Consider the following 12,297-nt stretch of genomic DNA (forward strand, 5'->3'; position numbering starts at 1 on the left):
CTCCTTAAAAGAAGATGATGTCACTGATGACAATTCATTTTCAATCTTGTTTATATTTAGGTAAAATCGTTTTATCTCTTAAGAAAGATAGGAAAAAATTAAGTGATATATGGAAAGATTAAATTACAACCATCTTTATTATTTTTATGTTGTGGCCAAGCTTGGTTCCATAAAAGAGGCCTCAGAGAAACTTCACGTTTCGCAACCAACAATTAGTGATCAATTAAAACTCTTAGAAGATTTTTTTCAATGCAAGTTATTCGATAGAAGAAATCGCAGTCTTATTCTCAATCAAGAAGGGAAACTGGCACTCGAATATGCAGAGAAAATTTTCTCACTTGGCAATGAGGCGACAGCTCAATTAAGAGGAAAGTTTCATCTACCAAAGCAGACACTTGATATTGGTATAAGTCTTTCCATGAGCCCATTTTTTGTCTATGAAAAATTGTTGCCCCTATTTAACAACAATGATGTGACAATTAAAGTTCAAGAAGGTGAGAGGCACTATTTGTTGGCCGACCTTGAAGAAGGTAAATTGGACATTGTCTTTACTGATAGTAAAGATCTCCTTCCCTCTACAACCAATGCCTATAGGGTGGGAGTAAATAAGACCTTCGCTGTCGCCCATAAAAAATTCCTTAAGCATAAAAAAGGGTTTCCAAGTTCATTAAATGAAATTCCTTTTTTTAGTTACTCAAATTCCTCATCAATTCGCTCGGAACTTGAATTATTTTTCACGAAACACGCAATTGCCCCAAAAGTTATTGGCGAAGCTGACGATATAGAATTATTACAGATGATGACAGAAAAGGGGATGGCCTTCACGGTTGTTCCAGAAGTCGCAAAGAATAGAATTTGTAAAAATAAGGATGTCATTATCCTTGGTGAATTAAAAGAATTGCAAACTTCTGTCTGGGGTATTATTAAAAACAACTACAAAGGTCAGGCACTTGATCTTTTAAAAAGCTTAGACTGAGGTTGAAGTGAAGCATAAAGTAGAAATTATCGAGCCAAATAAATTTGATCAGCAAAATCATTTTTATCCTAAAGCGCTTAATACTCAACTCCATGCGATGGTTAGCCATTTTTTCAACCTCGACCACGAACGAATCATCAAACGCTACTCCCATTTACATCCACAAGTTGACCCCGAATTTCTAAGAGAAATATTAAAGTATAAGTGTAAGCACTTCTTTTGGGGGGGCTCGGATTTATTCTATGTAACAACAGAAGCGGGTAATAGAAGAATGGTCGTTCTTGAAACGAACTCATGTCCTTCTGGACAAAAATCCATGCCTGAGAGAACGGATGCTGATGAGCACCGCGGATATAAATTTCTCGTAGAGAATTCATTTATTCCTGAGCTTAAAAAAAGAAGACTTCCAGAAGGTGGAATTGCAGTTATTTATGATAAGAACTATATGGAAGTTTCAGGATATGCTGCAACTTTAGCGGACAGTTTACAAGAAGAAGTATTTCTTGTGCCGTTTTTTAACAATGAAAAAAGAGCTGCTGAATTTAGAGATGGCATTCTTTACGCCAATGTTCCAGGGCGTGGGGAAGTGCCTATTAGAGCGGCCCTTCGTTATGTGACACAAAAGCCTTGGAATAGAATTCCAATTGATACGAAAACATTTATCTATAACTCTACTCTGGTATGTCTATCAGGGGGAAGAAATAAACTTGTCGCCAATAAGGCCTATGAATTTTTTAATTCAGAAATTTCAAGCTCGGGTCTTAAAATCAACATGCCCCAGACAATTCGTGATGTCAGTAAAGGGGAGATTCCACTTTGGATTCAACGCTTCGGTGGCTATGCCGTAATTAAAAATCCTTACTCGAATGCTGGGCAAGGTGTTTATACAATCACTTCTCAAAAAGAACTAGATGCCTTTATGGCCGAAGATTATGCCTATGATCAATTCATTGTTCAAAGTTTAATCGGTCATTATGATTGGAGTTCCAAAACTGATGGTGCGAAGTATTTCCACATTGGAACGATCCCCAATAAAAGAGGCCAGATCTACGTTGCCGATTTAAGAATGATGGTCTACTCATCACCAGATGGTTTTTATCCATGTGCCATCTATGCCAGAAGAGCAAAAGAGGGTTTAAAGTCAGACTTGAAAGAAGTTGAATCGAGTTGGGATGTATTGGGAACAAATCTTTCTGTGAAGCTTGCTGAAAATGAATGGTCATCGGATACAAGCAGATTGATGTTGATGGATAGAAAAGATTTTAACTCACTTGGAATCGGTACTGACGATCTCATTGATGGATATATTCAAACAATTTTGAGTATTATTGCTATTGATAAAATGTGTCAGCACCTAGTGAATAAGAAAGGAAACTTCAAAATGAAGTTGTTCCAATCTCTTGATAATGACAAATCTTTATTAAAAGAAATAATGTCCTAGAAGCTGAACACAAGTAGGCTTCTTCGTTCCATTTTCTATGTAAAGTGCGTTCTTATTCCAAAATGCCGTGGCCGTTTCATCGTCCATATTAAGCCAAACGACACTCATTCTTACAAAGTGCTCTCTCCAAGCGCGAGGAGTTTGTAATTTTTTAACTTCAGGCATTTCTAGATCTGAAAGATTATTTTGGCTCACAAATTCAAACCAATCTTTTTCATAAGCATTCAATGAACCATTGTAATGATAAAGTGATCGTTGTTTGATGATATCAAGGATGGCCGGATTCATATCATCGACAGGCCAATTTTGGCCCGCTAGCTTTGCCCTTAGCTCACTAGACGAAACACCTTGCCCATAATCTTTTCTTTTGAAGATATAAAGATTTGGTTGGCGCTTAAACTCTTCGTCTTCTGTGAGTTCAGGTCTTGGCATGATAATCCAATTTTTAGAGTAATCATTTTTTTCTTCTTCCGTATAAATTTCCCAGCGATCAGCGCCGCCAACACGAAAGACGATGTCATTAAACTTTTTCTGAAGAGATTTCCAAAGAGGTGATTTGCCACCCGTTGGTTCGTAAGTAACTTCTACCTTGTCACCGTAGAGTGCAGTCATGGCACGAATCATGTCCATGCGATCTTTTATTGAGGCCAAATAATTTTTAGGTCCTTTCGTATTTACTGAAACGACTACTTTGTCGAAACCGTAATCTTCAATAAGCTCTTTAATAGTTTGTAAGTGTGATCTGTGGGGTGGGTCAAACGAGCCAGGGTAGAAGGCCACTTTCTTATCGCGTTTGATGTCGCTAATAAGGTTATAGTCGCTTGCTAATGTGAATGATCCTACAAGCAAGCAAATCAAGAACATAAAAGTCTTGATAAAATTCACAAAATTCTCCGTGTGCAGGTTTGTGTGATTGTATTGGAAAATTGGTCCAATACTATAAAAATGTCACTAACGTGTAGTTATTTCAGGTGTTTAACTTCATTTTATTGATTTTTAGCGTTTTTACGGGTCAAAATTGTAAGATATTGTTGATTTGTAGCGTCATTTTTTAATTTATATTGGGTCCATCGAAACGAGATGAGAACTCGAATCCCCCCAAAGAGCTTCTCACCCCCCAATCGAGTTTCGAAAAATTGGAAGCGATTGAAGTACTAAAATACTTCCCCCCCAAAATGAGTACTGTCTGTTATGAATTTTAACGACTGAATCAATCGCTTCTTTCATCAAAAGTTCAAAAAATTTCCCCCATCCCCCCAAAAAAAAAGGCCTGGTAAAAACCAGGCCTTCTTTCATTTTATGATGCTTTAATTATTGTTTCTTTTCGATGTAAGCAACTACGTCGTTTACAGTCTTAAGACCTTCAGCGTCTTCCTCAGGGATTTCAACACCAAATTCGTCTTCCATTTTCATCATAAGCTCAACGATGTCTAGTGAGTCTAGGTTTAGATCGTCTACGAAGCTTGTTTCAGGCTTGATCTTAGCGATATCAATTTTAGTTGCATCAGATACAAGTTTAATTACTTTTTCTTCCATTTTCTCTCTCCTTAAAAGATTCAAAAATTATATCGAGTTTAATTAAATATAAAGTCCACCGTCAATTTTTATGATTTCACCAGTTATATACGCAGAGGCCTGACTTAACAAGAATGAAGTTAGATTTGCGACCTCATTCGCTGAACCAAAACGAGTCAACGGGATTTGAGATAGATAAACTTCTTTTACCTTTTCGTCTAGTGCATCAGTCATATCAGTGGCAATAAATCCCGGGCATATTGCATTGCATCTAACGTTCTTAGAAGCAAGTTCTTTTGCCATTGATTTAGTAAATCCTAGAAGACCAGCTTTCGAGGCAGCATAAGCAACTTGAGAAGCATTTCCCATAAGTCCTACTACTGAGCTTACGTTTACAATAGAAACGTTTTCAGCTCTTAGGAAGCCACGAGAAAGGGCCTGAGCAACAAGGATAGCACCCTTAAGATTTGTATCTAAGATTTCTTGAATATCAGATTCTTTAAGTCTTAGGATTAAAGTATCTTTTGAAATTCCTGCATTGTTTACTAGCCCTGAAATCGGTCCAAAATCCTTTGAGAATGAATCGATCGCAGTTTTAATTTGCTCACCATTTGAAACATCAAACATAAGACCTGTTGCATTTGCAGCACCAAGGGCCATAAGTTCTTTTTTCAATTCTTCAGCTACAGCTTCTTTGCCTTCTCTGTAATTGAAAACAACGTGGGCGCCTTGAGATGCAAGATTTTTTACAATTTCTTTCCCAATTCCACGAGTAGCACCAGTAACAAGAACAATTTTATTTTTTAAATCAGAATAAGTAACTTGCATTATAAAAGCTCCTGAAGTTCTTCAAAGGCCCCTTCTTTATCAAGAGAGATAACTTTGATGTTACGGTTGATTTTTCTCGCAAGTCCCATAAGAACTCTACCCGGACCAACTTCAATACAAAGTGTATTGTCTGGAAGAGACTTGAAACTTTGTGTCCATAGAACACTGCCGTCAACTTGCTTATAAAGATTTTCTTTAATTGTCTCAGCGCTTGTTCCTGCTGGATATTCCTTAGCATCAATATTGGCAATGTAAGGGATATTATTTTCTTTAAATGCAAAATTATTAAATTCTGCATTTAATTTTTCGGCCGCAGGTTTCATTAGGCTTGAGTGAAATGGAGCAGAAACATTAAGTTCAACAGCTCTAAAAGGATCACTCATATTATTATTTAACCACTCAACAGCACGATCACATGCTGCCGCCTCACCAGAGATGACAATTTGCTCTGGATCGTTGAAGTTTGCTGGCATAACTTGGCCTTCTTCGTTTGAAGCGGCTTCACAAGCTTTTCTAATCATCTCTTCTGATACTTTTAAAACAGCATACATTTTACCTTTACCCGCAGGTACGGCTTCTTGCATGTATTTACCTCTTAGGTGAACTGCTTTTACAGCATCTTCAAAAGAGATTGCACCAGTTGAAACAAGAGCTGCGTATTCACCAACTGAGTGGCCAAGAACGCGATCAATTTTAATATTTTTTGATGCTAGAAGTTCATTCAATTTAGTAAATAGAGCAACTGAATGAGAAAGAATAGCTGGTTGAGTATTCTCAGTTAGCTTTAGACTTTCATCTGGTCCTTCAAACATCATTTGCGAAAGGTTGTAGCCTAAAACTTCATTAGCTTTTGAGAAAAGCTCATATGAACTATGACCTTCAAGGGCCTTTCCCATTCCAACGTATTGTGAACCTTGTCCTGGGAAGAGAAGTGTTACTGATGTTACCATTTAACAATCCTTAGTTAGTATCTAAACAGTGTCGCACCTGTAGTAAGACCTGCTCCGAAAGCATCGAATAGAACGATGTCTCCACGTTTGATTTTTCCTTCTTGAATTGCTTCATGGAAGGCCATTGGAATTGTCGCAGCTGATGTGTTGGCATACTTATCAATATTCACAATAACTTTCTCAGGTTCAATACCAAGAAGTTTTCCTGTTGTTTCAATAATTCTTACGTTTGCTTGGTGGGGAACTAGCCAATCAACTTGAGAAAGATCCATACCTGCATCTTCAAGAACTCTCTTTGCATTTTGTGCAAGTGTTCTTGTCGCAACTTTAAACATCTCTTTACCCTTCATTTGCATGAAGTAGTTTTTCTTTTCTAAGTGGTCTGTTGTAATTGGCTCAACGGCCCCACCAACTGGTTGGTCAAAAAATTCTTTACCAGTACCATCGGCACCAAGGTAGCAAGAAATGACATCTGACTCGTCGTTGTCTTCATTGCGACCAACAATCGCAACACCACAACCATCACCAAAAAGAATACATGTATTTCTATCTTCCCAATTCACTTCACGGCTAAGCATTTCAGAACCAACAACAAGAACGTTTTTAACCATTCCAGTTTTAATCATTGATTGCGCCATATTTAAACCGTAAACAAAACCAGAACAAGCTGCAGCGATATCAAGGGCCGCACAGTTGTTTGTAATACCAAGTTTTGTTTGAAGCACAGTTGCTGAGTTAGGAAGTTTGTAATCTGGAGTTACTGAACCAAAAAGAATCATGTCGATATCATTCGGTTCAAGCTTTGCTGTTTTAAGAGCATCAAGAGTAGCTTTTAGCGCCATATCTGTCGGCCACTCGCCACCTTCCGTAGAACAGATTCTTCTATTTTTAATTCCTGTTCTTTCATAGATCCATTGGTCAGAAGTATCGACCAATTTTTCAAGGTCAAAGTTTGAAAGTACTTTTTCAGGAACGTACATTCCAGTTCCTTTAATTTTTACTTTGTAATTTGCCATATAATGTCCACCTTAAATCAAATTCACACGGAATCTTAATGTGCCGTGCTTGAATTTGTCTAAATAAATTAGAGCAATTATTCGCTAAAAAAAGCGTAAAAAAAAAGGCTCCTTGCGGAGCCTTTAATATGATCAAAAAATTTCTTATTCTTCAGTAGATTCAGCTTTATCAGCTCTAGTGTTGAATACTTTTTTACCTTTCCAGTAACCAGATGGAGAGATACAACCTTTAAGTGTTAATTCACCAGTTGTTCCATCAGTTAAAACTGAAGTTTTTCCGTATAGTTTATGATGTTGTCCTGCTCTTCTTAAACCTTTTCTTGAGACAGAAGTTCTTTTCTTAGGTACTGCCATTTTCTACTCCAATATTTCCAAGCTCAACTTTGATACTTATTATTAAAAAAATACAATGAGATGAAATCAATACGCCATTTACGGCCAATTTTCAAGCTATTTTTAATTTTTCCTAGAAAATTACTGTGCCGCATTGCCGTGGCCACAACTTTCTTTGTTGAGGTTCACACCGCATTGAGGGCATAGTCCTTTACACTCTTCGTCATGTAATGGAAGAGGGTCTAGGCTCATATAAATCTGCTCGTGTAGTAATTCCTTGATGTTGGCCTTGCCTTTTTCATGGAAATACAGTTCAGCTTCTTCTCCATCGGCCAAAATATGGGAGATTTCACCATATTCAGGGTCCTTTTCGAAGCGTGAATTAATAAATGCGACTTGAAACTCTGCGTCAGCTTCTTGAGGTGCAGCTTCGAGACAGCGAACGCAAGCAGCATAATATTTTGCATGAGCATGTGCTCTGACAACAATGTGTTCACCATAAATATTGTTAACGAGTCTTTTTATTGAAAGATTTGCTGTAATGAGACCTTCGCCCTTAGGAAGTTCGTCATCAAAGAAGTCTCCTTCAATTTCTCCAAGGATTTCTCGCACCCATTGGTTGTCGTTACTGTTTAATTCATACTCGCTAGGCACATCAGTAAAGTCAGAGATATTTACGATGGCAGCAAGTTTTAATTCAGGATTTTGTACCGTTTGCATTGCAAGTCCTGTAACATAAAAAGAGTGATATTAATAAGGGGGCAAGCTACCTTAAAACTGAAATTTAGGCCAATACTTTGGTACTAATTACAGATAAAGTGCTTGAAAATGAGGGGATTGTGGCCTTTTTCATATGTGGATTTACGGGTTCGGGCAAATCGACTTTGTTGCAAAAACTTCAAAGCGATCCTGCTTGTGGTAAGGCCATAGATTTGGATGATTATATTTTTGATCTGCACGCAGATGATAGAGATTCCGATTTGGGTTCTTATATTCGCAGGGTAGGTTTTGAAAAATTTCGAGAAGTTGAAAAAAACTGCATTCATACCCTTGCGACGCTTTTAGGGCCTAATGATGTTGTTGCACTCGGAGGCGGTTCACTTGAAGAGAAAAGTAGCCTCGATATCATCAAATTTAATCGCCATCTTCTGGTGTGGTTAAATATGAGCTTTGAAACATGTATGAAGCGGGTTGAAGGGGACAGGAATCGTCCGTTGTTGGAAAAAAGTCGTGATGAATTAGAACAGATTTACCTAAGACGTGCAGAAACCTTTAAAATGTCACAAATTCAATTGTGTTCTAAAGATGTTGATGCTGTGCGAAGTTTGTCCGCATTGAAGACCTTAGTTCATTAGACTAATCGTGTAAAAAAAGTGATAATACAAGGAAAGATTTTGGCAGGGGAATTAGAGTGAAAAACGATCATCAATTATCTGTAGCGCTTCTGATGAGTGACTTAACTGCTGCACGTGAAATTTCTCGTGTATTTAAGCAAGCAGGAGTTGTTCCCTACTTTTATGATACTCTTCGCGATTATTGGAATGGCATTGTTAATGATGTTCCGTCTTTGAGCGTTGTTGATGTCAAAATGATGAGTGATGGCGATCTTTTTCTTGCAACACACCCCTTTGTTAGAACAGAGGCTTTACCTCTAGTTTTTTATTACACGGATGAAAGTGCTTATCTCACTGGTCCTGCCTTTGAATGTTTTAATCTTGGAATGATTAAAAATGAACTCGGATTCGATGGTCAGATTAAATCTCTTTTAAAAAGAGTGAATCACTTTTACAGACTTGATAGAGAAAATTCAAATCTAAGAACACAGGCCATTGATGTTGATTCAAAAGTTGGTCGCGTTGTTGAGGCCAATCAAAAGCTTCAAGAAAAAACATTTTACGGTGAGCTTTTTTCTTCTATTACTGAAGATTTTGAGAGTGCACGCTCGAATGAAACATTTGCAGCAGCTTTATCTGAAGTTTTCACAAAATATGAAGAAATTGAAAAATATAGTTGTTTTGAAATGTCTGCCAATGGCAAAAAGTTAATTGGCCTAGAAGGTGAGGGGAAAAAATATTTTCAAATCCCTGCTCTATGGCTTGGGAAAAATTGCCAAGATGGAATTGAACCTTTCGCCCAAAACCTTGCTTCACAAGTGGCCTTTGATTTAATGGGAGAAAATTTAATTTGTCTCAATATCAAAGGTGTGAAGAAGCATCCTGAAATGCTTTTATTCGTTCAGTGTAACGATGAAGAAATGCTCAATCACTTTAACTGGGATCTTCTTGAAAGATACCTAAGTGGATTGTGTGAGCACTATAAGCTTAAAGCTAGCCCAAAACATATTTCTACGGATATTTTTATGAGTCCATGGGACGTCATGAGCCTACTTGATTCAAAGGCCATGGGAAAAGTTCCAGGAGATCATTATCTTCCGAATGAAATAACTAAAGAGAGTGTTGCACTAATCAATCTTGATTTTACAACACTTGTTGATTACGTGAGATCAACAAAGGGAAGCCGTTTTTATTGGAAAGAATTCTTTAAAGATTTTGTTGCTCGTATAGATCATCTCGAAATTGATTCTTTGAAAGTTACTTCAATGGGTGTTGAGCACGTGGGACTACTTGTTCCAGAGTATGTTTGTGAAGATGCATTCAGATTAATTAAAGGTCTGATTGGTCGTTACCCGTTTTGGCGTTTTTTCGAAGATTCGGATCTAGTTCTCGCTCAGTCATTACGACCTGAAGTGAGAATGTCTCCAATTTCTTCAGAAGGTTATTTCCAAGTCATGGAAGGACTACATTTTGCTGCCGCTGATTTAATTAATCAGGAAGAGAAGCAAGAGATTACAAGGAAATTAATCTGGGGAGATGCTCCAGATCAAACAGTTTAGGATTAAATGAGATTTAGAAGCCGTTTGTTGGTTGATTTGAATATTCTCACAGAGAATTATCAAAAGTTAAAAAAAATATGCCCAAATAATGAAGTCCTTTTTATGGTAAAGGCCGATGCTTACGGGCATGGGATTTTACCCATTGTTCGTCATGCCGTGACAGAGTTAGGGATTAAAGAATTTGGTTGTGCGACTCTTGGTGAGGCCATTCACCTGCGCGATGAACTTTTTGATCTTGAGTTTGAAATTTATGTTTTCTCAGATGTTCAACTTGGACTTCAAGAAAAATCAGAAATATATTTGAATCGTAGAATTATTCCAATTCTTTCTAATATGGATGATTTGAAATTTATTTTAGATAACTCTGACTTTAAAAATTTTCCTTTAAGTGTAAAATTTAATACTGGTATGAATCGCCTTGGCATTGATTATGATAGGGTCGATGAAGTTATTTCTTTAATTAAGAGCAAGGGAAGAAAATCAATTTATCACTTGCTAACACACTTTTCATCTTCATCGTTATCGATGAAAACGAATAAGAGAAATATAGAGCAAAAGGCCCGATTCAAGGCCATCAAAGAAGCATTTATTGAAGCAGGGATTGAACTCGAAAGAACTTCTATCGCTAACTCAGGTGCTATCGAACAAGGGCATGGTTTAGAGGAAACACACATTAGACCTGGGCTCATGATGTATGGACCGAGTTCACTCATTAAGCCTATCCGTGAACAAAGCTTGTGGGACGGGAGAGTTATTTCTAGCCTTGAAACTTATGTTCTAAAAGTTTTTCCTGTTAAAAAAGGTCAACCTGTAGGTTATGGAGCAACACCTGTTCCTTATGAAGGCCTATGTGCAATTATTGCTCTTGGGTATGGTGATGGATTTTCTACTCGTTATGTTGGTGCAACTTTGACCCACAATGGTCACCTCGGCAAAGTTGTCGGTCGAGTGAATATGGATATGGCGCAAGTTCTATTTAAGAATGAAGCAGCTAACAATTTAAAAGTTGATGATCGTTTTATCGTATGGAGAAATGATCCGAGTGATATTTTAAGACTTAGTGATGAAACAGCTACAATTCCCTATGAGATCTTCTTGCATTTAACAAATAGGGTTCCAAAGGTATATGTCTAATGTTTGAAAGTAAAAATGTCCTAGGTACCAAATTGGAAGTCTGCTCTCTAAATCCGCGCACAGGTTTTTTTCGCGATGGCTGTTGTAATACAGGTCATGACGATACGGGAATGCACACAGTTTGTGTCGAAGTGACATCTGAATTCTTAGACTATTCTATGGAGCGTGGAAATGATCTTTCAACGCCAAGGCCAGAATTTGGATTTTTGGGTTTGATTCCTGGTGACCGATGGTGTTTATGTGCGGCCAGATGGCTTGAGGCCTACAAAGCGGGTTGCGCTCCTAAGGTTAAACTTACCGCCACACATGAAGAAACTCTCGCGATTATTCCTTACAATATTCTCGAGAGTTTTGAAGTTGATGAAGATTAATTAATCTTGTCTAAGAGATGTGCCAAGAGTTTCACCAAATTCGTCCATAATTTTTTTCAAAGCATTAGTGAACTTATCTGCGTAAAGATCTTGCGGGTGCACAGAGTATAAGTTCAAATAATCTTTTAGTTCATCTTTTGAGAGTGAATTAAAAGAGTAATAAAGTGCTGGTTTATAAGCGCGATCAAATTCTCTCGATACGGCCTCAAGACTTTTTGAAACTATTCCATCTACTTCTTGTTCACTTTTATCTGGAGACATGGCCATAAGAAGTGATTTTGTTAGGGCCTGAGATAAAACCATGGCCTGAGATTTTTGAACTTGCTCAGCGCCACTTTTATTATTAATGGCCTGAATTAGAGCAAGACGATCTTGATCTACAGTTTCACTGTCATAGTTTTCAATGAAGTCTTGCATTTTTTCATAAAGGTCAGGTTGAATTGAATTTTGCTCACCGGCCTCTTTAACTTTTTTTACAAGAGGTGAGCTATAAAATGAAATAAGATTTTCTTTTTCAATATCACTTAGGTCTTCTTCTAGTGCATTTTGCAGACGCTCAAACATTCTAAAATCTTTTACGACTTTTAAGATCTTTTGCACTCTTTCGTTGTCTTCTTGACCTTTTAATTTGATATCGAGAACCATGTCGATCTGTTGATCGGAGGCCTTAAGATTGAGAACGCGCTCAAGGTTTTCATTTAACTCAGCAACCTCAGCATCACTTTTATCAGAAGCTTGTACCTTTTTAAGAGCACTTTGTTCAAGGTGAAGCTCATCCATAACTCTTATTTTTTGAGTATTTTGCACTTCGTTATTAACTGAGTCTGTATTAACTACTTG

At 37.5% G+C, this 12,297-nt stretch carries 14 protein-coding genes; 6 read left to right on the forward strand and 8 right to left on the reverse strand.

Annotated features, from left to right (window positions below; genetic code table 11):
- Positions 1 to 109: 109 nt before the first annotated feature.
- Together M899_RS01495 and M899_RS01500 are read left to right on the forward strand one after the other, a co-directional pair.
- Positions 110 to 976, forward strand: a complete 867-nt coding sequence (locus M899_RS01495) for a LysR family transcriptional regulator (RefSeq protein WP_021269577.1) — start codon at positions 110 to 112, stop codon at positions 974 to 976.
- Between the two features lie 7 nt (positions 977 to 983).
- A complete protein-coding gene (locus M899_RS01500; protein ID WP_021269572.1) occupies positions 984 to 2,417 on the forward strand; it encodes a hypothetical protein in 1,434 nt (477 codons plus the stop codon).
- Here the strand turns inward: M899_RS01500 and M899_RS17360 are convergent.
- The 7 genes from M899_RS17360 to M899_RS01540 form a co-directional block, all read right to left on the reverse strand.
- Entirely contained in the window at positions 2,397 to 3,302 is a 906-nt protein-coding gene (locus M899_RS17360) for an adenylyltransferase/cytidyltransferase family protein (protein ID WP_021269509.1), read from the reverse strand. The two genes, M899_RS01500 and M899_RS17360, sit on opposite strands and share 21 nt — an antisense overlap.
- Positions 3,303 to 3,728: 426 nt before the next feature.
- Positions 3,729 to 3,953 carry an acyl carrier protein gene (gene acpP, locus M899_RS01515; RefSeq protein WP_021269506.1) on the reverse strand — a complete coding sequence of 75 codons (225 nt, stop codon included), beginning with the start codon at positions 3,951 to 3,953 and terminating at the stop codon, positions 3,729 to 3,731.
- 42 nt (positions 3,954 to 3,995) lie between these two features.
- Complete coding sequence (fabG, locus tag M899_RS01520) at positions 3,996 to 4,760, reverse strand: 3-oxoacyl-ACP reductase FabG (RefSeq protein WP_021269514.1); 765 nt, start codon at positions 4,758 to 4,760, stop codon at positions 3,996 to 3,998.
- Positions 4,760 to 5,710, reverse strand: coding sequence for an ACP S-malonyltransferase (gene fabD, locus M899_RS01525; RefSeq protein WP_021269599.1), 951 nt, complete (start codon positions 5,708 to 5,710; stop codon positions 4,760 to 4,762). The genes fabG and fabD overlap by 1 nt, the downstream gene beginning before the upstream one ends.
- Positions 5,711 to 5,724: 14 nt before the next feature.
- Entirely contained in the window at positions 5,725 to 6,726 is a 1,002-nt protein-coding gene (locus M899_RS01530; protein WP_021269530.1) for a beta-ketoacyl-ACP synthase III, read from the reverse strand.
- A gap of 144 nt (positions 6,727 to 6,870) precedes the next feature.
- A complete protein-coding gene (gene rpmF, locus M899_RS01535) occupies positions 6,871 to 7,080 on the reverse strand; it encodes a 50S ribosomal protein L32 (protein ID WP_021269620.1) in 210 nt (69 codons plus the stop codon).
- A 120-nt stretch (positions 7,081 to 7,200) separates the two neighbouring features.
- Positions 7,201 to 7,779, reverse strand: a complete 579-nt coding sequence (locus tag M899_RS01540; protein ID WP_021269544.1) for a DUF177 domain-containing protein — start codon at positions 7,777 to 7,779, stop codon at positions 7,201 to 7,203.
- Positions 7,780 to 7,856: 77 nt separating this feature from the next.
- On the opposite strand from M899_RS01540, the gene M899_RS01545 reads away from it, so the two are divergent.
- The 4 genes from M899_RS01545 to M899_RS01560 are packed head-to-tail and all read left to right on the forward strand — an operon-like array spanning position 7,857 to position 11,457.
- Entirely contained in the window at positions 7,857 to 8,414 is a 558-nt protein-coding gene (locus M899_RS01545) for a shikimate kinase (RefSeq protein WP_021269550.1), read from the forward strand.
- Positions 8,415 to 8,470: 56 nt separating this feature from the next.
- Complete coding sequence (locus tag M899_RS01550) at positions 8,471 to 9,952, forward strand: hypothetical protein (protein ID WP_021269632.1); 1,482 nt, start codon at positions 8,471 to 8,473, stop codon at positions 9,950 to 9,952.
- Positions 9,953 to 9,958: 6 nt separating this feature from the next.
- A complete protein-coding gene (gene alr, locus M899_RS01555) occupies positions 9,959 to 11,086 on the forward strand; it encodes an alanine racemase (RefSeq protein WP_021269592.1) in 1,128 nt (375 codons plus the stop codon).
- Positions 11,086 to 11,457, forward strand: coding sequence for a DUF2237 family protein (locus M899_RS01560; RefSeq protein WP_021269524.1), 372 nt, complete (start codon positions 11,086 to 11,088; stop codon positions 11,455 to 11,457). The genes alr and M899_RS01560 overlap by 1 nt, the downstream gene beginning before the upstream one ends.
- Here M899_RS01560 and M899_RS18485 read toward each other — a convergent pair.
- The coding region (locus M899_RS18485; RefSeq protein ID WP_196801711.1) for a hypothetical protein at positions 11,458 to 12,297 on the reverse strand (840 nt) is incomplete at its 5' end. It lies immediately after the preceding gene.

The organism is Bacteriovorax sp. BSW11_IV, from assembly GCF_000447755.1.
GTDB lineage: Bacteria > Bdellovibrionota > Bacteriovoracia > Bacteriovoracales > Bacteriovoracaceae > BSW11-IV.